At 46.8% G+C, this 26068-nt stretch carries 20 protein-coding genes; 12 read left to right on the top strand and 8 right to left on the bottom strand.

Annotated elements, in window-relative coordinates; all coding sequences use genetic code 11:
* The first annotated feature begins 53 nt into the window (after nucleotides 1–53).
* The 7 genes from BMZ72_RS15110 (at nucleotide 54) to BMZ72_RS15080 (ending at nucleotide 11524) form a co-directional block, all read left to right on the top strand.
* Complete coding sequence (locus BMZ72_RS15110) at nucleotides 54–2639, top strand: phosphatidylglycerol lysyltransferase domain-containing protein (protein ID WP_089809620.1); 2586 nt, start codon at nucleotides 54–56, stop codon at nucleotides 2637–2639.
* 12 nt (nucleotides 2640–2651) lie between these two features.
* The gene (locus BMZ72_RS15105) at nucleotides 2652–3356 is read left to right on the top strand and encodes an alpha/beta fold hydrolase (protein WP_089809618.1); all 705 of its coding nucleotides are present in this window, start codon (nucleotides 2652–2654) and stop codon (nucleotides 3354–3356) included.
* 801 nt (nucleotides 3357–4157) lie between these two features.
* Nucleotides 4158–4448 (top strand): hypothetical protein, encoded by a 291-nt coding sequence (locus tag BMZ72_RS15100; protein WP_089809616.1) that lies wholly within the window; start codon nucleotides 4158–4160, stop codon nucleotides 4446–4448.
* A gap of 301 nt (nucleotides 4449–4749) precedes the next feature.
* Nucleotides 4750–5085, top strand: a complete 336-nt coding sequence (locus BMZ72_RS15095) for a LytTR family transcriptional regulator DNA-binding domain-containing protein (protein WP_089809614.1) — start codon at nucleotides 4750–4752, stop codon at nucleotides 5083–5085.
* 944 nt (nucleotides 5086–6029) lie between these two features.
* Complete coding sequence (locus BMZ72_RS15090; RefSeq protein ID WP_089809612.1) at nucleotides 6030–6626, top strand: response regulator transcription factor; 597 nt, start codon at nucleotides 6030–6032, stop codon at nucleotides 6624–6626.
* 269 nt (nucleotides 6627–6895) lie between these two features.
* Nucleotides 6896–9991, top strand: coding sequence for a SusC/RagA family TonB-linked outer membrane protein (locus BMZ72_RS15085; protein WP_089809610.1), 3096 nt, complete (start codon nucleotides 6896–6898; stop codon nucleotides 9989–9991).
* Between the two features lie 12 nt (nucleotides 9992–10003).
* On the top strand, nucleotides 10004–11524 hold the full coding sequence (locus BMZ72_RS15080) for a RagB/SusD family nutrient uptake outer membrane protein (protein WP_089809608.1): 1521 nt from the start codon (nucleotides 10004–10006) through the stop codon (nucleotides 11522–11524).
* Between the two features lie 73 nt (nucleotides 11525–11597).
* Here BMZ72_RS15080 and BMZ72_RS15075 read toward each other — a convergent pair whose 3' ends face one another.
* Entirely contained in the window at nucleotides 11598–12257 is a 660-nt protein-coding gene (locus tag BMZ72_RS15075) for a siderophore-interacting protein (protein ID WP_089809606.1), read from the bottom strand.
* 39 nt (nucleotides 12258–12296) lie between these two features.
* Nucleotides 12297–13154, bottom strand: coding sequence for a helix-turn-helix domain-containing protein (locus BMZ72_RS15070; protein WP_089809604.1), 858 nt, complete (start codon nucleotides 13152–13154; stop codon nucleotides 12297–12299).
* 141 nt (nucleotides 13155–13295) lie between these two features.
* On the opposite strand from BMZ72_RS15070, the gene BMZ72_RS15065 reads away from it, so the two are divergent.
* A complete protein-coding gene (locus tag BMZ72_RS15065; RefSeq protein WP_089809602.1) occupies nucleotides 13296–13532 on the top strand; it encodes a hypothetical protein in 237 nt (78 codons plus the stop codon).
* Here BMZ72_RS15065 and BMZ72_RS15060 read toward each other — a convergent pair.
* From BMZ72_RS15060 to BMZ72_RS15040, 5 genes are all read right to left on the bottom strand, one after another.
* Nucleotides 13529–14455: a tetratricopeptide repeat protein gene (locus BMZ72_RS15060; RefSeq protein ID WP_143087699.1), complete on the bottom strand. Its 927-nt coding sequence runs from the start codon at nucleotides 14453–14455 to the stop codon at nucleotides 13529–13531. The genes BMZ72_RS15065 and BMZ72_RS15060 overlap by 4 nt on opposite strands.
* Before the next feature lie 362 nt (nucleotides 14456–14817).
* Nucleotides 14818–15291 carry a MarR family winged helix-turn-helix transcriptional regulator gene (locus BMZ72_RS15055; protein ID WP_089809598.1) on the bottom strand — a complete coding sequence of 158 codons (474 nt, stop codon included), beginning with the start codon at nucleotides 15289–15291 and terminating at the stop codon, nucleotides 14818–14820.
* A gap of 117 nt (nucleotides 15292–15408) precedes the next feature.
* Entirely contained in the window at nucleotides 15409–16590 is a 1182-nt protein-coding gene (uxuA, locus tag BMZ72_RS15050) for a mannonate dehydratase (protein ID WP_218155247.1), read from the bottom strand.
* 205 nt (nucleotides 16591–16795) lie between these two features.
* Entirely contained in the window at nucleotides 16796–18097 is a 1302-nt protein-coding gene (locus BMZ72_RS15045; protein ID WP_089809596.1) for a glycerate kinase type-2 family protein, read from the bottom strand.
* A gap of 70 nt (nucleotides 18098–18167) precedes the next feature.
* Nucleotides 18168–18596, bottom strand: coding sequence for a hypothetical protein (locus BMZ72_RS15040; protein WP_089809594.1), 429 nt, complete (start codon nucleotides 18594–18596; stop codon nucleotides 18168–18170).
* A 200-nt stretch (nucleotides 18597–18796) separates the two neighbouring features.
* On the opposite strand from BMZ72_RS15040, the gene BMZ72_RS15035 reads away from it, so the two are divergent.
* From BMZ72_RS15035 to BMZ72_RS15025, 3 genes are all read left to right on the top strand, one after another.
* Nucleotides 18797–21814 (top strand): amidohydrolase family protein, encoded by a 3018-nt coding sequence (locus BMZ72_RS15035; protein ID WP_089809592.1) that lies wholly within the window; start codon nucleotides 18797–18799, stop codon nucleotides 21812–21814.
* A gap of 25 nt (nucleotides 21815–21839) precedes the next feature.
* Nucleotides 21840–23132, top strand: coding sequence for an amidohydrolase family protein (locus BMZ72_RS15030; protein WP_089809590.1), 1293 nt, complete (start codon nucleotides 21840–21842; stop codon nucleotides 23130–23132).
* Between the two features lie 108 nt (nucleotides 23133–23240).
* Nucleotides 23241–23744, top strand: a complete 504-nt coding sequence (locus BMZ72_RS15025) for a pyridoxamine 5'-phosphate oxidase family protein (protein WP_012789179.1) — start codon at nucleotides 23241–23243, stop codon at nucleotides 23742–23744.
* A gap of 69 nt (nucleotides 23745–23813) precedes the next feature.
* On the opposite strand, the gene tyrS is transcribed toward BMZ72_RS15025, so the two are convergent.
* The gene (gene tyrS / locus BMZ72_RS15020; protein WP_089809588.1) at nucleotides 23814–25097 is read right to left on the bottom strand and encodes a tyrosine--tRNA ligase; all 1284 of its coding nucleotides are present in this window, start codon (nucleotides 25095–25097) and stop codon (nucleotides 23814–23816) included.
* A 130-nt stretch (nucleotides 25098–25227) separates the two neighbouring features.
* Between tyrS and BMZ72_RS15015 the strand changes: the two genes are divergently transcribed.
* Nucleotides 25228–25926 (top strand): TapB family protein, encoded by a 699-nt coding sequence (locus BMZ72_RS15015; RefSeq protein WP_143087698.1) that lies wholly within the window; start codon nucleotides 25228–25230, stop codon nucleotides 25924–25926.
* The last annotated feature ends 142 nt before the right edge of the window (nucleotides 25927–26068 follow it).

Raw genomic sequence — 26068 nt, 5'->3', positions numbered from 1 at the left:
TTGTTAATGTTTCTGTAAGGAACATTTTTACTATTAACTATAACCTGTAATGTATGGCGTTGAAAGATAGATTGAAATTAGGACCACTACTGAGAAAACTGCACTGGAAAGAATTACTGGCCGTATTGTTTATACTGCTGGCGATTTACTTCTTCCGGCAGCAAAGGCATGAATTATATTCGCTTGGACCTGCCATAGAACGGGCTGACCGTCTGTGGGTGATCATAGGCGTCCTGCTGACAGGAGGCTATATTTTGTTGCAGGCATTAATGTACAGATATAGCTTCCGGTCAGTCGGAGGCCAGCTCGACCTGAACCGTGGAACAGAATTGTTCCTGAAAAGAAACCTGCTGAGCATTTTTCTGCCTGCAGGAGGTGTGAGTTCCCTGGCTTATCTGCCGCAGAGCCTGCGGCGTAGTCATATCAACAAACAGCAGGTACACCAGGCTTCCGGTATCTACGGTTTTACGGGTATTTTCTCCGTTTTCCTGGTAGGTATTCCGGTGGTGGGATATGCTATTCTGCACGATGAGTCGATGGCAGAGGCTGTCGGTGGACTGATAGCTATCTGTGCCGTACTGGGAGGCGTCGTGTGGATCGTGCGTTCTATCCAGCAGAGGGGCGCCGCATACAATCTGCTGGCAAAATATCTGCCCAATGCTGTTCGTCATGTAGACGAGATCTTCGCATTTAATCTGGACCGCACTTCTTTTATCAATACCATCCTGGTATCGGCAGGTATCGAGATCGTAGGTATTGCACACCTGTATATCAGTATGAAGGCGACAGGCGCCGTACCATCCCTGGAGGCTGCCTGTGTGGGATATATCGTGGCGACGATCTTCCTGATCGTATCGCCGTTTTTACGTGGTCTGGGAGCGATAGAACTGTCGCTCGCGTATCTGTTGACCAACTACGGCTTTTCTTCGCTGCAAGCGCTTGAAATCACCTTATTATACCGTCTTTTTGAATTCTGGCTGCCGTTGGTGGCAGGGGTGGTGTCTTTTATCCTGAAAGGAAGGCATTTACTGCTGCGTTTATTACCGCCGGTGCTGATCTTTTTACTGGGGATGGTGAACATCTTTTCTGTACTGACCCCACCTTTACGTGGCCGTCTGAGATTACTGCGCGCTTATATTCCTATCGAAAGTATTCACGCATCCAACCTGCTGGTAGTTTTCCTGGGACTGATATTGCTGGTGACGGCAACCTTCCTGTTCAGGGGCCTGCGCAGCGCCTGGATCGTGGCATTGTCCGTATCGCTGTTGTCAGTGGTAGGGCATATCAGTAAAGCGCTGGACTATGAAGAAGCTGCCCTGGCGCTGGGTACAGTGATCACATTGATCATTACCTCCAGCCAGTACCGGGTAAAAAGTAACCGGCAACTGGTCAATATCGGGGTGATCACCGCTATTTCCACTTTACTGGTCGTCCTGTTTTTCGGGACGATCGGGTTCTATTTCCTGAATGCCCGTCATTTTGGGATGGAATTTACCTGGTTACGGTCACTGAGAGCTTCTTTCCATGGATTCCTGTTGCTGGAAGACGACGGACTGAAACCAATGACGCGTTTTGGCCGGGAGTTCCTGAGTGCGATCAGGGTATTGGGTGTGGGCGCCTGGGCGTTCCTGTTCTATACGATCATTCGCCCTTATCTGCCGGCAGGCAAACATAGTAACGCAGCATTGGAAAAAGCGCACTATTATCTGAGTCAGTATGGTAGTTCCGCGATGGATCATTTCAAGGTGGGAGATGATAAGCTGTTGTATGTATCTGAGGCGTATCAGGGTTTTATCGCCTATCGTATTGCCAGCAGTTTTGCCATCGTGCTGGAGGAACCGGTATGTGCAGAAGATGTGAAGTTGCCATTACTGCAGGAATTTGAACAGCAATGCCGCACAATGGGTCTGCGACCTGCTTTTTACCGCGTGGATGAACAGAGTATGTACTACTTTGAACACCTGCGTAAAAAGCGCCTTTTAATAGGGCAGGAGGGCATTGTGGATGTAACCGCATTTACGCTGAGCGGGAAGGATAAGAAATCTTTGCGTAATGGTTTAAATAGTCTGGCGGCAAAAGGATATGTGACGAAGATACATTCCGCACCATTGTCTCCGGCATTGGTACAGGAATTGAAGGAGATATCAGACGAGTGGCTGGCGCAGTATGAAGTAAAGGAAATGACCTTTTCCCAGGGGTTGTTTGATGCGGATGAGATCCGGGAACAGGATGTGATTACGGTGACAGATGCAGATGGAAAGATTGCGGCGTTCCTGAATATGATCCCTGACTACGCACCCGGTGAGTGTACATATGACCTGATCCGCAAACGTACGGAAGCTCCGGGCGGTTGTATGGATGCGCTGATCATTGCACTGATACAGGATGCAAAGGAGAAGGGTTTGCAATATCTGAATCTTGGTCTGGTACCTATGTCTGGTATACAACAGCCACAGAATACCGCCGAACAGGTAGTGAAATTTGCTTATGAAAAAATAAAGGCTTTCCGCCATTACCATGGATTACGTGAGTTCAAGGAAAAGTATGCAACGGAGTGGTCCAATAAATACCTGGTATACGAGCATGACTTTGATCTGATTCAGTTGCCAGGTGCATTGAGTAAGGTGATGAGAGCATAAATCAATCATACAATGAGTGGAAGAAAATACATGCTGTTGCTGCTGACGATGTTTGTCAGCGCAACAGCATTGAAAGCACAGCAGCGGGATCTGAGTAAGCTGCCGGTTACAGTGAAGGTACCAGCAGCAGGAGCAGCGGAACATCCGGTGGTATTTTACATTACCGGTGATGGAGGAATGAAGAAGTTTTCTGTGGATATGGTGAATACGCTGGCGTCGAAGGGCTATCCCGTTATCGGACTGAATGCGCTGAAGTATTTCTGGAGTAAGAAGACGCCGGCACAGGCGGCGGGAGATGTGGCTGCCCTGATGCAGTATTATAGTACACAGTGGAACAATCACACGTTTGTACTCATCGGTTATTCAATGGGAGCGGATGTGCTGCCGTTTATTTATAACAGTCTGCCAGCTACGTTGCAGTCGCAGGTGCAGCATCTGGTATTTATGTCCCCTTCTTCCAGTACGGATATGGTGGTGCATTTATCTGACATGCTGGGCAAGAGCAGTACGCCGGGCAGTATGAATGTGCCGGCGGCGATGAATACTATTTCCGGCAAACCTTTATTACTGATCTTTGGTCAGGATGAAAAAGATTTCGACAGCAGATCGCTGACGATTAACAATTACAAACAGTTGGTATTACCCGGCGGGCATCATTATAATGACGATGCGGTAGGGGTGGTACAACAGATCCTTTCACACTTGCTTCAACGTTAAACTACCCTTCTCGTTTAACAACACGTTAACGCCTGTCCATTTTATTGCTAAAACGTTCTACCGTAGTGTAAATCTAATGCTTTCATACACATGAGCTTATGTGGATGGGACGGGATAATTTTATTCCGTTAACATCTTATTAACTAATTTCTGCGACCTGAATTGTAGTATTACAACGTAGTGATGCAGCAGAGAAATTATGGATATACCACTATTTGTCAGCCATGGATATAGCCCTCAGGTATCTACCTGAGCGTTTTTTACATACGGATGAAGGTTACAGCTATTTTGGATAAATATACTATACTGAAAGATATTGCCCGGTTGTGGAACAGTGTGGTCGAAAGCCGTGGTAGATAAGACTTTTAATGGTTGGTTTTTGATGAATACTCCCCAGGTTTCAACCGGGGGAGTTTATTCTTGCTGTAGAAATAACAGCAGCAAAAACCAGGCAGCCTGCAACAAAATAGCAGTAGTTTTTTTTAGCTTGCAGAGTGGCTATCCTTTGTGGGAGATGAGTTATGATCACATACCCTCAAAATATATATTGTTTATGAAAATTGCACTTATGACTGCCATAAAAGGCAGGCCCTGTTTGTCTGATCCGGGTCGAACGACACCTAAAGAATACGCCTTTACGAGTATAATGTTAACATCATAGCAACCAGTAATTGATACAAAAAGACACATACACTATGGCTACTCACAACATTAGCCCGGAGAAAGCCGATGCGGTGAATAAGGATCAGCGAACTACTTGTTATTATTATTTCTTTTCATTGTAAACCCCACTATGCCAGCATGCCTAAACGTTATTTCGAAAGACTGCAGACCATTGATTATCTGATAAGGATCAAAGGTACCGGAAAGCCCGCCCATCTTGCAAAAAGGCTGCGCATTTCCGAAAGAACGCTATTTGAATTTCTAAAAATGATGAAAGAACTTGGAGCTCCGATAGCTTATGATCGCTACAAGGAAAGTTATTATTACTCGGAAAAAGGAGGCTTTAATATCCGGTTCGTCAAGAACCTGACACTTGCCATGGTCGCAATCCTTGGAATGTTCACGGATATCTCGCTTTTGTTGCCGTAAATCATTTTCCACCTGCGCTGAATTTTATTTTGCAGGGGATTTCCCTTGCCTGGACGGAATTGCTGCGGAGTTTGATACTCCGCAGTTAACTCCGTATTAACTATTGCATTAACAACGGATTAACTCTCGCTGTCCGAATCCTCATTACCTTTCCTGCCTATATCTAAAAAGAACTTTTTCATACTACTTTTCTCATAAGACGGTTTAGATTTCATAAGCTTCTGTACGCAGGTTTCTATTCAGTTACCTGCCGGTTTTAAAACTGTATGCTATTAAAAACAATTAATCCCTGTAAACGCAAATGAGTAAACACCATTCCTCGTTCTATATTTATTCCAAAGGTCAGCGTGTCCGTATCCCCGTTCGTGAATTGCAATTCGTAGAAGTCCGTGCAGACGGCTGCATACTCCACCTGACAAATGCTCACATTATTTCCGAAGAAACACCGGAAAGGATCTGGTCCTGTTTGCCACAGGATATTTTTGTGGCAGTAAGAAGGAAATTTATGATCAATCTTCACTATATCTCTGGTATCTGTGATCAGTATATTCACATGAATACCGGACTGATTCCCCAGCGGGACAGACAAACGGGTAGGATCGGTTCGCACTGGCTGCAGCCAGGTCATGTAGCCTAAGTTCGGTTTACAAGGCAGCGAAGCGCAGCAAATGCCGCTGTAATCAATTGATTCTATTTATGTTATAAGGTTTCTTCGCTTGAAATGACCTTAAGTAGTTAATCATTAATTACTTATGCAACTGTTCTTCGCATTACAACGAAGGTACTCCGCTATTACGCCGCTATTACTACGCTCATGAGCGTAGCGATAGCGGCGTAGTAACGGTATAATGGCTGTATAATCGAAGGAATTGTTGAATAATGGTGGCGAACATATCTTCCAGAGATACCTGCACAAACAGTGACAGATCAGATAACAACATGGAAGATTGTGTATTCTGTATACGTATTAAAAACGAATTGTATTTATTGTTAGGAACAAAAAATAAAGGCCCTTACCAACTTATGGGTAAGGGCCCTGAACATTCACATGTCAACCGTTGCGGATTTCAGAATGGCAAGAATAGATCTATACCGCAACAAAATAAAATGTTTTGATAATCAGCACTAAATGGGGCTACTGAGATCAAAACTAGAGATTAAAATCGGAATCCATGGTTAACCGATTGTTAAGGTCGGGTTTAGTATCTGTTCAGATTTTTCGGGACTTACATATTATCGCAGTCTCTTACATTATTGCTGCTCAGTTTCTCAGGATTTACCTGTAAATTGGTAGTATAAATATTTCCGCGTTACACCTATGTCAAGCTCTGCCTGTAGAGAATATCCGCCTTCATTTTTGGATAATTCTAATATTGTATAATTTGTTTATTAGTATTTATTGAAAAATCATATACTTATCCGATTGACTACTGGCGGTATTTGTATCAAATTTGTTTCGGTATGTGAAACCATGAGATCGAGCCAGTTTTTCCATTTTTGGCCAAACAATCAGAAACATTACGAGGATTTACAATTACCGGAAGAAGGTTTCGCAACATATTCAAACCCAAAAAATACATTATGAAAAATGTGAGGCCTAATAACATTGGGCAGACTGATGAAGAGGGTGCTTTAGAGACAGAAGGGCAAGGCGAAGCCAACCAACTTATTCAGCAGCTGGCAAAAGATATAAGCAATATAATATTCATGGATATGGATATTCCAGGATTAACACCAACCGAAGCCGCCAGCATATTAAAAGCCGCCTACCCGGAAATGAATATCGTTCTGTATAGCATACACGGGAAAGAGTTTTCAGTCGCCAACGTACATCCACGTCAGGTTACTCCTGAACCGCCAGCGTCGCTGACCAGCGTATTTTCTCAGGTATATGAAGCCGCGATGCAAACCAACCTGCTCGCCGTGCAAAAGGTACTCGCATTTTTTAACCGTAAAAATGCAGGTAACCAGGACCACCGTTATGGATTATCCCCCCGTGAGCTGGAAGTGCTCGATTGTCTTGTAAATGGAGATACATATAAAAAAATAGCCGAACATTGCCATATCAGCGTAGGAACCGTACGCTCCCATATCATGAATATATACCGTAAGCTGGATGTAAATTCCCGGTCCGGCGCCATCGTAAAAGCCATGCAGGAGCGACTGGTCGGCAGTTGAGGCCGTTTTTTCCCTCTCTTAACTTTTATTTCCCCATTTTGTTATATAACTGGAACATGCTATTTTAGATCAGACCTATTGTCTGATTAAGCTGCTTTATCACCACTTTACATTTGAGTTGCTGTAGTAACCCGCAGTACCCCTGGCATGCTGTACAGCGGTGGATTGTCCGTTTACCCGTACCATCTTTGTCGTATTTAAATCAACAAACTAAACGCTGGAACAGTCAGCATTGAAAGATTAATCACACCCAAGCAAAAATCATCGTTATGAGAATTAATGGTACAAAAACAGCAGGCGTATTGCTGTTGCTGTTCCTGTCTGCGGTCCTGACCGCTTCAGCACAGCAATCGGCTGCACCAGGGGGAAACGCTGCCCCCGGCAGTATGCCAGAACAGGAAGGCCCCGTGAAAGGAACAGTGAAGGACAACAATGGCGTAGGCCTTATCGGCGTGACGATCCGTGTAAAAGGTACTTCGACAGGTACCACCTCGGGAGCGGATGGCGCCTTTACGATCAATCTTCCCGCAGGAAAAGACACCCTCGTATTTTCTTATCTCGGTTATGTCAGCCAGGAAGTAAAGGCCGGCGCCGGACCGCTCAATATCATACTCAAAACTTCCGAAAGCCAGCTGGAACAGGTCGTTGTGGTAGGTTATGGTACCCAGCGTAAGAAAGACCTGACGGGGTCTATCGCTTCTGTCAAAGGGGAAGACCTGCTCACACAACCGGTACAGACCCCTACACAGGCGGCCCAGGGCCGTATCTCCGGGGTGCAGGTGATCGCCTCCGGGCAACCCAATTCCCAGCCCCAGATCAGGGTACGTGGTACCGGTTCCGTACTGGCAGGGGCCAACCCGCTTTATGTAGTAGACGGGGTACTTACAGATGACATCCGGAATATCGCCACCGCAGACATCCTCACCATGGATATCCTCAAAGATGCCTCCGCTGCTATCTATGGAGTACGTGCTGCCAACGGCGTTATCATTATCACCACCCGCAAGGGAAAGGCTGGTACGCCACAGGTTAGATATGACGCTAATGTCGGTTTCAGGGAAGCCGCCAGCCTCGTAGAAATGGCCAGTCGTGACCAGTACATCTCCTACCTCACAGACGCTGCTCCGGGTAAAGACCCCATCAATAACCCATATGTGTACAATGGTACGACCAACTGGTACAATGATGTGCTCCGGAAGGCATTCCAGATGAACCATAACATCTCCGTATCCGGAGGTTCTGAAAAAGGTACCTACTACCTGAGTGCAGGATATATCCAGGAAGATGGTATCATCCAGACAAACAATTTTAAACGTTTCACCTTCAGGGCCAATAATGACGTCAATATCACGGACCAGCTGAAGTTCACTTCCATGATCTCCTATTCCCGTGCTATCTCACGTGATGTGGAACTCGGTGATACCTATCGGAACATCTACAGGGCAGCGCCTATTGTCAAGGCGTTTGAAGACGGCCGCTACGGTAATACCTCCGGATGGGCTAATGTGGGTAACCCCCTGCTGGCCATCAACAAAAGAAATGATGGTCGTGGAGAAAGCCGCTTGCAGGGAAACGCAGCACTGGAATACTCTCCGGTGTCGTTCCTGAAACTGCGTTCCGGTTTTAACGCAGACCTTAAATTCGGCAATGACCGGATTTACGCTTACCGGTTCCTCAATGATGATGTAAGCTTCCTGGTAGCCGGTGGTAACCAGCAGAACCAGAACAGCCGTCTTACCCGTGAAGAATACCGCTCACAAGGTTGGGTATGGGACAATACCATCACATTTGACAAAACATTTGATAAGCATTCCCTGACATTACTGGCGGGTTCGGTGACCGAAGGGTTCTACAGTACTTCGCTCAAAGGCGTACGTATCAATGTACCGGAATCTGAAGACCTCTGGTACCTGGACCTGGGAGACCCTAACGTACAATCCACCATTGCCAACGTAGGTGACAAATATGCCCGTCAGTCATTTGTAGGCCGCGTGAACTACGGATATGACGGCAGATACCTGTTAAGCGCCTCCATTCGTGCGGACGGTAGTTCTAAATTCAGTGAACGCTGGGGCTACTTCCCGACCGTAGGACTGGGCTGGGTATTATCAGAAGAAAGTTTCCTGAAAGACAAAGGCATCTTTGATTTCCTGAAACTGCGTGGTAGCTGGGGTAAACTGGGGAATGACAACATTCCTACCAATGCCTATATAGCAGTAACCAGTGTAGACGCGCCGTACGTTTTTGATGGTACAGTCAGTCTTGGTGGTGCATTGAAAGAGATCAAAGACCCATTCCTGAAATGGGAAGCTACCACTCAATATGATGTAGGTTTCGAATTTTCACTGCTGAAAAGCAGATTGAGTGGTGAGATCGACTATTACAGTAAGAAAACTACAGATGCACTGGTGGTAGTAAATACCCCCGCTATTCTCGGTGACCAGGACAACTCCTATATCACCAATGCGGCTTCTTTCAAAAACCAGGGCTGGGAAATTTCTCTTAACTGGAAAGATGATATTACCGATGACCTGAGCTATACTATTGGTGGTAACATCACTTTCAATAAAAATGAACTGACAGGTCTTAACGGCGGACAGGCACTACAGGGCGGTAACGTCGGACAACAAAGCTTTGTTACCCGTACCGACAATGGTCATCCGGTAGGTAGTTTTTATGTAAGAGATGCGATCGGCATCTTCCAGAACCAGGCTGAAATAGATAATTATAAAGGTCCTTCCGGTAATGCGATCCAGCCGGGTGCTGCTCCCGGTGATCTCAAGTACCGCGACATAGATGGCGATGGCGATATTGACGATAATGACAAGATCTATGCAGGCTCTTTCCAGCCTAAATGCTTCTTTGGCTTTAACCTGGGACTGAACTATAAAGGTCTTGATCTCAGCGCCAATTTCTACGGCAACGCCGGTAACAAGATTTACAACGGTAAGAAGGCATTCCGTTTTGATCCTGCAGATAATATAGAGGCGGATTATGCAAGCAAACGCTGGACAAGCACCAATCCTTCTACAACCGATCCGCGGCTGATCACAGCTGGTACGCCTGCCTCCACTTATTTCGTGGAATCAGGTACTTATGTGCGTCTCAATAACCTGATGCTCGGATACACCTTCTCGTCCAAAACCATGAAGCTGATCGGTATCAACAGCTTCCGCATTTACGCGACTTCACAGAACCTGTTTACGTTGAAGAAATACAGCGGATTCAGTCCTGAGTTGCCTGGTGGTACGATCGATGACGCTAATGCGACCAACAACAAGAGCGGTATCCTGGATGCGGGTATCGAACTGAGTGCGTATCCTACTACCCGCACGTTTGCTTTAGGTGTCAATGTCTCATTTTAAAACGGAACAGCCATGAATCTTATACTCAATTATAAAAAATTATGGTGTTGCCTGACCATACTGATGTTTACAGGTATCACTTCCTGCGATAGTTATCTGGATGTAAAACCGCAGGGCCAGATTGATCAGGAAGCTTCCGCACTGGACCCTGCTACCGCACAAAAACTGGCGGTCGGTGTCTATAACACGATGTGGGAAGGCAATATGCATGGATTCTCTTATGTGGGGATGACCAATATCGCTTCTGATGATGCAGATAAAGGCAGTAACACTGGTGATGATATGCCGAATTCCGGCGCCCTGGATAACCTGACAATGGATGCTTCAGTCAATACACTGAACAGTATCTGGAGCACCTTTTATCTGGGCGTAGCCCGTGCCAATCAGGCATTGTCTACATTAGAAGGCAGCACGCTGGATGAAACACTAAAAAACCAGCTGATTGGAGAAATGCGTTTCCTGCGTGCCTATTTTTATTTTGACCTGGTACGTTTCTTTGGGGGCGTACCAAAGATAGACAGGGTGATCACGCCACAGGAGTCAAATAGTGCTGCTTTTCAGACAAAAGCCAGCGCAGACGATATCTATGCTTTTATCATCAGCGACCTGGAATTCGCCCTGGCGAACGTAGCCGCAAAAGGACAGGCGAATGCCGGCGTAGGCAGGGCAAATAAAGCAGCAGCAGCGGGTATGCTGGCCAAAGTGATGCTGTATCGGCAGAACTGGCAGCGGGCCTTTAGTCTGAGTGATTCCATTGTTACGCAGAAACTGGGTACATATGGATTACTGGACAACTATTTTGAGATTTGGAGAGAAACAGGTGCTAATAGCATTGAGTCCATCTTCGAAGTGCAGACAGGCGAAAACGCTGCCTGTGAAGCCGCTATTGCTAACTATGCAGAATGTCAGGCCCCACGTGCGGGTGGTAAATTTGGTTGGGCGGATCTGGGTTGGGGATTTGGTACGCCTTCTCAGAGTCTGGTGGATGAATATGAGGATGGCGACCGCAGAGAAGCCGCCAGTATCATTTTCATCCAACCCAATGGTACATTCCTTTGGGACGGTTTTCGTGTACCAGGCCGGGACAGTGTGGAAAATGCCCGTTATAACTACAAATCTTATCACAGTCAGATTGCAGAATCGAATTGTGGTAACAGGGGCCGTTTGCCTAAGAACCTTCGTATACTGCGTTATGCCGAAATATTGCTGATCCATGCAGAAGCAGCGCTGGCATTAGGTAATGGAGGAACAGCCGCTACTGATATTACAGCTTTGCATCCCCGTGCTGGTTTAGGTCCGGTGACAACCGTTACCCGCGAATACATCTGGCATGAAAGGAGAGTAGAGCTGGCGATGGAACATGACCGCTTCTTTGACCTGATACGCCAGGATGCATTAGTCCCCGGCAGAGCCGCAGCAGCGTTTACAGCCCATGGAAAGACCTTTAATCAGCGTAATAAGATATTTCCTATTCCACAGCGTCAGATCGATCTGGGAGGCGGAAATCTGAAGCAGAATGATGGCTACAACTGATGTGGTCCGGATAGCTATTCAGGAGAGCGTATCATACCGGTACGCTCTCTTTTTTTATGTGAATGGCGATGTATTATTCCCAGAAGCCGGCAGGTTTGATCTGTGTTGCACCCAGTTGCTTCAGCAGTTTACGCGTCTGTACAACGAGCCGTACCTGTCCTGCCACATAGAACGTCGTATCCTGTAAAGGCAGTTCGTGTTTTGTCAGCCATTCGATCACACCACTGGTGTAGTTAAGTAGTGTGGTCACCGGCATATGCAGTAATTGTTCCGGCAGGGGCTGATGATGACAGATCAGTGTATGTAGCTGTTGTCCGGCTCCTTTCCTGAGATGAAGCGAGGTAAAATGACCAACCGCGCTTGCATCGCCGATACACACGAGGTGTGTGGAAGCTGTGGGTTGATGGAAACCGCCGCCCGGTCCTACGTAGAGGGTTGTATCTCCGGGTTGTAATTGTCTGGCCCAGTTGCTGCCTGCGCCATCATGCCCGGTAGCGATCAGTAAGGTCGCCTGTTGTCTGGCAGCATCCCATGCAGCGACCGTATAGTCCCGGCAGTTAGATTTATCTACTTCAAATTTCAGGTGCTGACAACTGCGCCATTTAAGAGCGTCCGGCAATTGTAATGTAATTGCGAGCAGGTTATTGGCAATATATTCAGAGGCAATGACGCTGGCGGTTTTCCCCATCCGGGCCATCAGAAAGGCCTGGGCTTTATCTTTCAGGTATGACATAATGTAAAGGTAGTCCGGTGTAAAGTGGTACTGATTACACTATTCCGGGTCAGATAGATACTTTTCCCGGACTTTATCCCTGAAGGCTGCGGGGGTATGACCGGTGTGTTGTTTGAAGAAACGATTGAAGTAGGACACCTCGTTGAATTGCAGGTGCCAGGCTATTTCCTTGATACTTTCTTTTGCATGCAGGAGTAGTCTTTTTGCTTCGAGTACCCGTCTTTCATTGAGATGTGCGGACACGGTTTGTCCTGTATGCAGTTTGACAACTTCATTCAGATGATCTACAGATACGTGCAGGGCGGCTGCGTATTGTGCCGGTTTGGTCCACTCCAGGAAATGTGCTGACAGCAGGCTACGATAACGTTGCAGCAGGGGAGGACCGGATTGCATATAGGCACTGGCATGGCGATACAAGAGGGTGATGAGCAGTGACAGATAATGTTGTAACATTGCCACATATTGTGGTGTCTGCGCTGTGTATTCCCGTTGCAGTTGTGTGATGATGAGACAGGCTTGTGCAAAATCAGCGTCTGAGAGGCGTACAGGGCCCGAAGGAAGTGTGGGCAGACTTACTTCCTGATGCAGGAGGAAATCGGCCGAAAAAGCGATGATAAAGCCCTTTCCTGTATAATCCTGTCTGGGTTCATGTACCTGACCCGGAACGATGAGGATCATTTCACCGGCTTTTACGGTCATCGGTTCGAAATCCAGTATATCTGTGGTTTGTCCTTCCGTACAGAGTGCCAGCATGTAGTAAGAATGCCGGTGTATGCCCATCAGGTGCGCATGTCCTGCAGCAATATGGGCGCTAAGTTCTCCTACGACAAAGGGAAGTCCACCCGGAGCGAAATCTTCCAGCTGATAGGAAACAATAAAAGGTGCGGATGCGGGCATAGTTTGATGCTTTGCTAATAGATAGACGAAGCAGCAGCAGATAAATTGTACCGATGGGGCAATAAAAAAAATATCTCCAACCCCTTGTTTATTAATTGTATTATGAATAAATTTAGATTCCTATGCAAAAACACATAACCTATGAAATGGATTGAAGAACTCAACGTTATTTACCAAAAGCTCGGCGCTGTTGGTTTTGAAGAAGTAAAAAAAGAAATTTTAAGAGCCCAGATGAGCGGGCACGGTGGAGAAACCTACTATCTTGTTCTGCAACAGCTCATTATGATCAAAAAAGATAAAGTACAGATCTACGAACTGATTAAAGGGGAAGTAGAAAGCATTATTCACTTCAGTAAGCATATGATCCACCTGAACTAATAGTTCAGTTCCTCCTTCAGTCTGGCTGCTTTCCAGTGTACCGCTGAGTTTTCCGGTATCTTCAGCACCCATTCCAGGCATTGCTGTTTATCATTTTCACGAATATAACTGAGTGCCATATAGAAGGCGGCATCATATCGATAGCTGGAGTTGCTGTTGTATACTTTTTTAAGATCAGCGCGGGCATCTTCCAGTTTTCCCTCGTCTACAAGGCTGACTCCCCTGTAGTAACGGGCAGTTGTATGTAAGGAGTCCCTGACTATTACCTGATTAAGCAGACCGATCGCTTTATTGAAATGACCATGATTGAAGGCTGCTGCTGCCTGATGCATCAGCAATGCGGTATCCTGTTCCGTAGACATATGATTGGCATGTACCATTTCCGTTCCTGAAAACTGACGGTAGATATCCTTATGCCATGGGCTGAGGAATAATAGTCCTGCCAGACCTGCACCTATTATAGCTGTGATGATCACATAGACACTCACTTTGCTGTTAGGGCCTTCTTTGGTATGAAACCAGCGTTCCCGCTGATCGGCGATCATTTCTTCCAATTCTTCCCTGGTGTTGTCCGCACCCTGTTTGGTATGTGGAGCCGCTAATGCTGCCTCTATGTATCTGATATGCTGTTCATCCAGGCCGGGAGCGGGCACTTCGGGATGAAATGACATTCCTTTGTTAGGGGCTTTCTGCATGAGGTCCTGTTTCCATTTCAGCTGACAGGCGTACATGAAAAAAGGCTCAAAACGATTTGTAAGGGTTAATTTATTGAGATGTGCATAATCGTAAAGAGCGATTAATACATCTTCGAATACATTGGCTGCTTCTTTGATGTTGCCACCCCAACCTGTTACCATATGTTTTACCTTACGGGCAAAACGCTTATAGATCGCGTCAACAATTGCAGGGGAGCTGTCTAGCAAACCGTCGATGTATTCATCGTCGTTATTTATAATCCGGCTGGAAACCATAATTTGCTATGTCTGCTACTGATATTAAAAGTATTAAATCACTGGTCAATAGACAAAAATATTAATACAATGCCTGTGCCGAAATCCGCACTGGGACACACAAAGAGCGGAATTTATATTTGACTTTTTGTCGCATTGTCAAAAATGTAAATGTATAAGCGCTTTTCGAATAGTCAGAAGTAGCGGATTATGCAATTGACCCTGCTCATGTGTAAGTTATGCACATCCCTGGTTCAAGTACTGCTAAAAACGGCCATGCCTGTCCCCGGATTTTCCAGAATCAGGAACAGGCATGTATAAAATGGAAAAAATTATCAGCATTCGGGGTGTAAACTGAATACCAGTTTACGCAGGATCTGTTTGAGTGCGTCAGCATCCTGCTCTCCGACGATCGCGGTATATTCCGTTTGTATCTCCTGAAAGCTTTCCGCCGCGCAGATGATCAGCTTTTTGCCTTCATCTGTCAGAGAGATTACCGCTGCACGGGCATCGCTGACGTGTTTACTGGTGTGAATAAAGCCGCCTGCTTCCAGGTTCTTCACTACTTTACTCATGGCCTGTTTGGTAATACGGGCCTTTCTTGCCAGTTCGTTATTGATGATCCCCTGCGGATCTATATTCACTATCAGCACAAGGTCACCCAGTTTGAAATTGTTATAACCTTTCTGCTGTAGCTTTTGCATGATCCTACAATCCATGTCCTTTTTCAACAGACCTAACATTCTGATAAGACTCTGTTGACGTTGCGCCAGATGCTGCTCTAACTGCTCATCCAGTGAACTGTTCATATGATTGTTTTTTGGAGCTACTTAATAAATTGATCAGCCTTCTTTTATCCAGCTGCTTACTTTTTCGTTTCTGATCCCAACCTTATAAAGCTGCCAGTAGGCTGCAGGTGTGGACTTTCATTTCCCCGAAACCGACCGCGCGATACCCAGTTCTAAGCCCCGGAGTTCCGCCAGTCCGCGTAAGCGGCCAATGGCACTGTAGCCGGGATTTGTTTTTTTATGAAGATCATCCAGCATCTGGTGACCATGATCCGGGCGCATCGGGATAGAGATATTCCGCTTGTGCATCACATTCAGAATGGCTCTCACCACTGCATACATATCCACATCGCCTTCCAGGTGATTGGCCTCATGGAAGTTGCCAATACTGTCGCGCTGTGTACTTCTCAGGTGTATAAAATGAATATGCTCACCCAGACGTTCTACCATACCAGGAAGGTCATTATCAGCGCGTACGCCATAAGAACCCGTGCAGAAACAAAGTCCGTTAGAGGCATAAGGCGCTGCTGCCAGCAATTCTCTTGCATCCTGCTCTGTACTTACGATCCTTGGCAGTCCCAGGATTGGGAATGGAGGATCATCCGGATGGATCGCCAGTTTGATACCTACTTCCTCTGCTACAGGTGCAATCTGTTGCAGGAAATAGAAAAGGTGCAGTTTCAGCTGTGTGGCATCGATGCCTTTATACTTATCAAGGGCTGCCTGGAAAAGTTCCAGTGAGAAGCTCTCTTCAGAACCCGGCAGACCGGCAATAATGTTCTTTTGCAGCAATGATTTCTCCGCATCGGTCATACTGTCGAAACGTTCCTTCGCCATAGAGATATCCGCAGGATCGTAGTCGTTCTCTGCACCCGGGCGTTGTAACATGAACAGGTCGAAAGCAAGGAAAGCGGCTTTTTCAAAACGCAGGGCTTTTGATCCGTCAGCAACTGTATACGCGAGGTCTGTCCTTGTCCAGTCCAGCACCGGCATAAAGTTGTACGTCACTATATAGATACCGCATTGCGCAAGGTTGCGCAGGGATTGCTGATAATGCTGTATATATTCTTTGAACCTTCCACTCTGGGTTTTGATGTCTTCGTGAACGGGTACACTTTCAACCACTGACCAGGTAAGGCCTGCGGCTTCGATCATCTCCTTTCGCTTTTGTATCTCCTCAACTGTCCAGATCTCTCCGTTCGGAACATGGTGAAGGGCCGTTACAATACCAGTCGCTCCAGCTTGTTTGATATCAGCCAGGCTAACCGGATCATTCGGTCCGAACCAACGCCATGTCTGTTCCATTCTTAGCATACGCATATAAAGGTTTAAGCCCCAAAAATAGGACTTCCGGAAATTAATTAATGATTTAGTAATAAATGATTTCTCTCATGCTACAAGGGCAGTATATTGCTGTTGATCCTTTTTTAAGCTAAAATAAGCGTGTATTCCAATGGTTTATAAGCGCGCTGTCCTTGTAGAATTTTTGCAAACCTAAGAAAATCTAATGGGAACAACCAACGCTTCAGGAAATGATTGCCAGCATGATGTCCATTACATTCGTTTGCGTAGGTCCGGTTTTGATCAATCCTCCTGTTTTTTCAAAGAAATGCCAGGCATCATTCTGTTCCAGATAAGCGGCTGCATCCAGCCCGTTTTCCATCGCTTTCTGCATCAGCTCTTTATCTGAAAAAGCCCCTGCTGCATCTGTCGGTCCATCGGTACCATCTGTGCCGGCGCTGAGTATAAGAACGCCCGGAACATCTTTTAATAAAATGCCCGCAGCCAGCGCCAGTTGCTGATTCCGGCCACCAACTCCATCCCCCTTTACTGTTACCGTACTCTCGCCGCCCATGAGTATACACCCCGGTTTTTTACCCTGCCAGCTACCAGCTGCACCAACCAGTTTTTCTGCCAGCTCAGTTGCCTGTCCGGTAGCCGTGGAACTTAATAGCTGGGTATCATATCCAAGGGATACTGCCTGCTGTTTTGCTGCTTCCAGCGCAATGTGATTACTACCTGTTAAAAAGTTATGCACATGTGCCAGATCCGCATGTCCGGGTTTGGGTGTTTCGGCAATTTTTCCGGCACATCCCTGTTGTAAATGTGCATGAATAGCGGATGGTAATTGTGATGTCAGCGCATATTTATCAAGGACCGCCATGGCATCTCCAAACGTGGAAGGATCTGCTACGGTCGGACCGGAACCTATAATAGAAAGATCATCCCCTACCACATCACTCAATATCAGACTGCACCAGGCTTTGGTATGGGCAAGTAAGGGGAGTTGTCCGCCTTTTACAGCTGACAGGTGCTTCCGTACAATGTTCATTTCATAAATGTCTGCTCCGCTTTTAAGTAACAATGAAAAGACCTGTTGTACCTGTGCAAGGTCTGCTCCCGCAGGATAATCTGCCAGCAGGGCAGAGGCACCACCGGAAAGCAGGAACAGGATAATATCAGCAGGACCGCTACTGCGTAATAAGGAGACCATTTCAGCAGTCGCTTTCACACCGTTTTCGTCAGGTACAGGATGTGCTGCTTCCCTTAGTGTAATATGATTTAGCGGTAATGCATGCGCATATTTCGTGATCACCAGTCCTTTGATCTGCACGCCGCCAAGTACCTGTTCCAGTGCCTGTGCCATGGACGCTGCCGCCTTACCTGCACCGAACACCCATACCGTACTCCCGGGTGTGATGTTAAAAGATTGCTCACAAACGCTTAATACACCATCGCTGTATTGTACATGCCGGCGCATGAGGTGTGCCGGTTGTACGGCAGCTACTGCTGCCTGGAATATCGAGATAGCATCTTCTCTTCGCATCCGCTCCTAAGATAAAAAAATAAGGATGCCAGTCAGCATCCTTATTCCATTCGTTTATAAAAGACCCTTCTTACCGGGCATTACGTTTCTGTTGTTTTTTGTCCATTCTGGCTTCCATCTGTTCCTTCTTCTTCATTTCCCAGTCATTCCATTTTTTATACTGGTCTGCCGAGAGCACTGATTTGAAACGCTGATTCCGTTCCTCATTCAACGCTTTCATCTGCGCCATCTTGTCTTTTTTGGAAAGCGTCGTATTACGTTTGATCGCTTCCATGCGTTGCGTGATATCGGTATTGATGGTGTGAATGTCTTTGTCCTGCTGTTTAGAAAGGTTCAGCCGCCGGTCAAGTTTATCACTCATTTTATCCGCACGCTGCTCCGGCGTAAATCGTACCTTCTTCACGGTGGAAGTATCCCTGTTTTGTGCCATGCTGCTGCCGCTCATTGCCAGAAAGAAGCATAACAACAGCCCACTGATGCGGATCATATAACTTTTCATAAAAAACGGGTTATTCTCTTGGTTAAATATAGGTAATTAACGCAATATTACTACCAGTCATCAAAAATCTGTTGAAATATGCAGAAGCCACATCAATCATTTGTTACTTTTAGGCCACAGCAGGTATTGCCCTCCCGGTAAGACCTTTCTGATTGTCAGGATACTATGAACCCAAAATCTAAATTGACAAACACAAGCCAATGAGTAATTTTTTTTCGCCGCGTAAGCGGTTGTCCCACCTGTGTCTGTTGCTGAGCGGTCTGTTGGCTGGCTCGTATGCGTCAGCGCAGGAGACTTTTCCTGTGAACGGTATCGCCGATCCCAGAGAAGGGTGTTACGCTTTTGTAAAAGCGACTATTGTAAAAAGTGCCGGTAATGTATTGAACAATGCCAGCCTCGTAATCCGTAACGGACGTATCGTCAGCGTTGGCAATGGTCCTGTACCGAAAGATGCGGTAGTGATCGATTGCGGGGGTAAATATATCTATCCTTCTTTCGTAGATGCTTACAGCGATTATGGCACGCAGCCTGCAAAGAAAGCCAGCGGCGGATACAGAGGTGATCCGCAGTTCCTTTCTGCCACCAAAGGTGCATTCGGCTGGAACCAGTCTATCAAAAGTGAGATAAACGCTGCCTCCATATTCCAGGTAGACGGCACTGCTGCAGAGTCACTCAGAAACGCAGGTTTTGGTACCGTATTATCCCACCAGCAGGATGGTATCGCCCGTGGTACGGGCGTACTGGTAACGCTGGCGGATGACCGTGAAAATAAGGTCCTGATCAGGGAAAAAGCCAGTGCACAATTCTCATTTGATAAAGGTAGTTCCACACAGAACTATCCCAGCTCTTTAATGGGTAGCATTGCACTGCTGCGTCAGACATTCCTGGACGCTCAGTGGTATCAGTCTCATCCTGCTAAAGAAGGTACAAACCTGACCTTACAGGCCTGGAACGATAGCCGTGCCTTACCTCAGGTATTTGATGCACAGGATAAATGGGATGCATTACGTGCAGATAAAGTAGGCGACGAATTCGGTGTGCAATATATCATCAAAGCCAGTGGTAATGAATACCAGCGTATACCGGAAATGGTGGCTACCAAAGCCTCATTTATCCTGCCGCTGACCTTCCCGCAGCCAATCGATGTAGAGGACCCGAACGATGCCCGCTTCGTAGCTCTCAGCGATATGAAACACTGGGAACTGGCGCCAACAGAAGCCGCTGCTTTTGAAAAAGCCAACATCCCTTTCTGTCTCACTGCCAGTGGTCTGAAAGACCTGAAACAGTTCCTGGGTGCTGTCAGAAAATCGATCGAGTATGGTCTCAGCGAACAAAAAGCACTGGATGCACTGACACTCTCTGCGGCTCGCATCATCAAAGCTGATGATCTCGTAGGCTCCCTGGAGCCGGGTAAACTGGCCAACTTCCTGGTTACTTCCGGCGCGATCTTTAATGAAAACACCGTACTGTTCCAGAACTGGGTACAGGGTAAGAAATATATCATAAAAGATGAAGGCTGGAAAGATGTGCGTGGCACTTATACACTGACCCTGACGCCAGGTAATACCAGATATACGCTGCTGCTGAAAGGTACCGCTGCTACGCCAACCCTTTCCCTCCTGCAACAGGATACTCTGGCTGGCTCCATCACCATCAATGATAAGCTGATCAAAATCGCTTTCCCACTGAAAAAAGGGGGTGCACAACTGCGCCTCAGCGGTGTAGCTGGTACAAATGAATGGAGTGGTACCGGTCTGGATACTGCCGGTAAATGGGTGAAATGGAATGCCGCATTCAGCGCAGCCTATACCAGACAGGATACCGCAAAACCAAAATCGGCGCCGCAGCTGGGTAATATGTACTATCCTTTCAACGGATATGGCTGGGAAGCCCTGCCTAAACAACAGGATATCCTGATCAAAAATGCGACTGTCTGGACCAACGAAAAAGAAGGTAAACTCGAAAATACAGACGTACTCGTTCGCAATGGTAAGATCGCTCAGATCGGTAAAAACCTGCCTGCCGGTAATGCACGTGTAATAGACGGTACAGGTAAACACCTGACGCCGGGTATCATCGACGAACACTCTCATATCGCGATTTCCAAAGGCGTGAATGAAGGTACGCAGTCCGTTACCTCAGAAGTGCGTATCGCAGATGTGGTGAATCCGGATGATGTGAATATCTACAGACAACTGAGTGGTGGTGTGACCGCTTCACATCTGTTACATGGTTCTGCCAATACGATCGGCGGACAAAGCCAGCTGATAAAACTGCGCTGGGGTGCGGATGCAGAAGAACTCAAATTCGCAGGATCAGATCCGTTTATCAAATTCGCATTGGGCGAAAACGTAAAACAATCCAACTGGGGTGAACGCCAGCGCGAACGTTTCCCGCAGACGCGTATGGGGGTTGAACAGGTACTGACAGATGCATTCACACGTGCGCGTGATTATGAAAAAGAAGGCGCCGGCAAACGTCGCGACCTGGAAATGGATGCACTGGTGGAGATCCTGAACAGCAAACGTTTCATCACTTGTCACTCTTATGTACAGAGCGAGATCAACATGCTTCTGCATGTGGCAGATACCTTCCATTTCAAGGTGAACACCTTCACACACATCCTGGAAGGATATAAAGTAGCCGATAAAATGAAACAACACGGTGCAGGCGCAGGTACCTTCGCTGACTGGTGGGCTTATAAAATGGAAGTACAGGACGCGATCCCTTACAACGCCACTATCATGCAACGCGTAGGGCTGAATGTAGCCATCAACTCTGATGATGCGGAAATGGCACGCAGACTGAACCAGGAGGCCGCTAAGAGCATCAAATACGGCGATATGACGGAAGAGGAAGCCCTGAAACTGGTGACCATCAACCCGGCCAAACTGTTGCACGTAGCAGAGCGTACCGGTAGTATCAAAACCGGCAAGGATGCCGACCTGGTACTGTGGAACGACAATCCGCTGAGCATTTACGCCAAAGCTGAAAAGACAATGGTAGACGGTATCGTATACTTCGACCGCGAGAAAGACCTGGAACTGCGTCAGCGTATCAGCGCTGAACGTAACCGCCTGGTGCTGAAAATGCTGAGCGAGAAGAAGAAAGGTACGCCTACCCAGAGAGCAGCTGCTTCCAGGGAGGAAATGTATCACTGTGAAGATCTGCAGGCTGGTCACCAGCAACGTCTGACAGATGGAAATAACGAATTGTAACCGCTGCACGCATCAATCTAACAACATGAAACGTAGTTTATTAACATATATCACCGCACTTTCCTGCTCCGCCGTAATGGCCCAGGAAACAATATATCCGGCGCCGCCGCAGGCAAAGCCGGTTTACCTGACCAATGCGACGATTCACATCGGTAACGGACAGGTGATCGAGAAAGGCTCCCTGTCTTTCGCTAATGGTAAGATCGTGGCTGTGGGCAATAATCTGCCGGCTCCGTCTGCAGACGTGAAGGTAATCGACCTGCAGGGCAAACATGTCTACCCTGGTGTGATCGCTCCGCTGACAACCGTAGGTCTGACGGAAGTAGAAGCGGTACGCTCTACCAATGATTTTAGTGAAGTAGGAGAGATCAACCCTTCCGTACGTTCACTGGTCGCTTATAATACCGATTCGAAGGTGATCAATACCCTGCGCTCCAATGGTATTCTGCTGGCACAGGTAACACCTGAAGGCGGTATGATACCCGGTTCTTCTTCCGTTGTCCAGCTGGACGCCTGGAACTGGGAAGATGCTGCTTATAAGGCTGATGGCGCTATCCATTTCTATATGCCAAGCCTGTTGCCACCGCCCGCTACACCGGGCCGTTTCTCTATCACCAAAGACAGAGCAGAGGAATTTGCAGAGAAAACAGAAAAGGTACGTTCGTTCCTGAGCGAGGCAAAAGCCTATTTACAGGAAGATAAACATACCGCTGTCAACCTGAAGTTTGAGGCAGTAAGCAAACTGTTCACCAAACAACAGAAGCTGTTCATTCACTGTAACCTGGTAAAGGAAATGCTGGTAGCGGTGGATTTTGCAAAGGAATTTGGCATCGAGGTAGTCATTGCTGGTGGCGCTGATTCCTGGATGATCGCGGATGTACTCAAACAAAACAACATCGCTGTGGTGCTTGCCCAGCCGCATAGTTTACCGGTGATGCAGGATGATGATGTGGATCAACCCTATAAAACAGCGGCACAGTTACAACAGGCAGGCGTACTGTTTTGCCTCAGTAATGAAGGCTTCTGGCAGCAGCGTAACCTGCCGTTTGAAGCGGGTACCGCCAGCACTTATGGTCTTTCCAAAGAAGAAGCGTTAGCTGCAGTTACACTGAATGCCGCTAAGATCCTTGGTATTGATAAGATCACGGGATCGCTGGAAACCGGTAAGGACGCCAATATTACGATCAGTACAGGCGATCTGCTGGACATGCGTAGCAGTGTGGTAACGCAGGCGTTTATTCAGGGAAGAGAAGTTAGCCTTGATAATAAACACAAACAGTTATATGAGCGTTATAAATATAAGTACGGACTGAAATAGCTGAAACTTATAACAGGCAAGGGGCCCGGTGTTGTACTAACAATGCCGGGCCTTTTTCTTTTTTATATGGCATGAATTTTTATTGTTTCATACAAACACATTAATTCGATGGCAGCAATCCTCAAAAGAGAAGAGGCGATCAGAAAGGTCTCTGATCTGATTAACGATGTGCGGGTATGTATGTTTACTACCGTTGATGAGCACGGCCACGTTATTTCAAGACCCATGGCAACTGTAGATGTTGATAAGGAAGGCAATGTCTGGTTCTTTTCCAATGAATATGCCGGTCAGGTCATGCAGATTTCAGAAAATAATGAACTGAACCTCATTTATTCCCACCCGGGACACAACACGTATCTGAATATCTTTGGTATCGGATCGATCGTGCTGGACCGTGAAAAAATGAAACAGTTGTGGACACCGGCTGTTGAAGCGTGGTTCCCTGACGGGATTGACGATCCCCGGCTTTGTCTGTTGAAGGTGGACACCAAACAGGCCTGGTTCTGGGATAATTCCTCCAGTAAGATGGTGATCTTCTTCAATATGCTGACCTCGATCATCCGGGGCAGACGCTTTGAGGAAGGAGAGAAGGGGGAACTGGATATCGAGTAAAACAATGATGGCAAATAAAAAGGGCTGACGTATCATAGATACGCCAGCCCTTGTGTTTATAAGGCAAACTTATTTTACAATTACCAGGTAGTAGTTGTTTTTTCCTCTCTGTACAAGGATGTACTTGTCATTCAGCAGCAGGCTTTTATCCACCATCTTATCGATAGCGCCCACTTTCACCTTGTTGATGCTGATACCGTTGTTCTGGATCATTTTACGGGCTTCCCCTTTACTTGGCAGGATGTTGGTCTCAGCCAGGAAAGACAGGATATCCTTACCAGCTTCCAGGTCAGCAGCGGCTACTTCCACCTGTGGTACGCCATCCATGATCTCCAGTAACTGGGTTTCGGTCAGGGATTGCAGTACTTCAGCGGTATCGTTGCGGAACAGCAGATCGGATGCTTTCAGGGCAAATTCCAGCTCTGTCTGACCATGTACGAAGATGGTCAGTTCTTCTGCCAGTTTCTTCTGCAACTGACGTTTACCCGGGTCCTGGTCATGTGCAGCGATCAGTTCATTGATCTCGTCCTGACCCAGGAAGGTGAATATCTTAATATAATTTTTAGCGTCTTCGTCAGCCGTTTTTACCCAGAACTGGTAGAACAGGTAAGGGGAAGTTTTCTGCGGATCCAGCCAGATGTTACCTCTTTCAGACTTACCGAACTTGCTGCCGTCTGCTTTTTTCAGCAGGGGACAGGTAAAGGCAAAGGCCTCACCATTGGCCTTACGGCGTATCAGTTCTGTACCGGTTACGATGTTACCCCACTGGTCAGAACCACCCATCTGCAGTTTACAGTTCTTCGCTGTATACAGATGATAGAAGTCATACCCCTGGATCAGCTGGTAGGTGAATTCCGTAAAGGACATACCACTGTCGCCTTCCAGTCTTCTTTTTACAGAATCCTTGGACATCATATAGTTAACGGTAATATGTTTACCGGTATCACGGATGAAGTCCAGGAAGGAGATGTCTTTAAACCAATCGAAGTTGTTCACCATTTCAGCGGCATTCGGCCTGGCAGGATCGAAGTCCAGGAACTTTTCCAGCTGCGCCTTGATACCGTTCTGGTTGAGGGCCAGGGTATCCAGGTCCAGCATTTTACGCTCTTCCGCTTTGAAGGAAGGGTCGCCCACCATACCGGTGGCGCCGCCAACCAGTGCAAATGGCTTATGACCGGCCCGCTGTAAATGTACCAGCAGCAGGATCGGTACCAGACTGCCTATATGAAGAGAGTCTGCCGTAGGGTCAAATCCTACATAAGCAGAAGTCATTTCTTTCAGTAATTGCTCCTCTGTGCCCGGCATTATATCCTGCACCATACCTCTCCAGCGTAATTCCTCTATCAGGTTCATGATTAATTGGGATAATTTTTGCAAACGTAAGAAAAGAATTTTAAACGATATGGACGAAGCAGGGCATTGTGCCGGAAATTCGTACATTCAATGTTGGACAAAACCGCCATCTTTCTGTAAAGAGTACCATATGAAAAAAAGCTTGTTTTTAATAGCTGCCGCAATGCTGGCAGCGGTGAATGTATTATTCGCACAGGACTGCAAAAACTACTATTATCTCCTGAATAACGCGGAAGTAGAGATGAGCATGTTCGACGCCAAAGGAACGGCCGTAGCAAAGAATGTTTATAAAGTATTGTCCGTCAATAAAGAAGGGGGCTCGACAGTATCTGATTTCACCGTGACGACAAAAGACGCCAAAGGCGCCTCCCTGTCATCTGGTAAGGGGAAGTTCAAATGTACGGGTGGAGAGATCATGATCGATATGAAAATGTCCCTGCCTAATATGCCGCAGCTGAAAGACATGAAGATGGAATCGGACGGGAGCGCATTCCTGAACTATCCTGCTACCTTAAAAGAAGGACAGACCCTGCCGAACGGTTCATTTGAAATGAGCGGTAATGCGAATGGCATGGATGTCAGTCTGCAATATCAGGTAACCGACCGTAAAGTAACCGGCAAAGAAAAGATCACGACTGCCGGTGGCAGCTGGGATTGTTATAAGATCTCTTATAAGATGAATCTCGGCCTGAAAATGATGGCGATGAATATGCCGATTGAAATGAATGCAACGGAGTGGTTTGCACCTGGTTTTGGGGTAGTGAAGACAGCTACTTTCAAAGATGGTAATCCGGTTGGGCATATGGAGATCACCAGCTTTAAGAAGTAAGAAATTAAGAATTAAAAATTAACAATTAAGAATTGGGTGAGAATGGCCATTCCTTAAGAGATCATTCCTATAAAAGACAAAGGCGCTTCAATATCGAAGCGCCTTTGTCTTTTATAGGAAGACGTTAATAATCAACTGTTAA

Source organism: Chitinophaga sp. YR627 (assembly GCF_900114995.1).
Taxonomy (GTDB): domain Bacteria; phylum Bacteroidota; class Bacteroidia; order Chitinophagales; family Chitinophagaceae; genus Chitinophaga.
The sequence above is the reverse complement of the archived record's forward strand: the minus strand, read 5'-3'. Positions and strand labels throughout refer to the sequence as shown.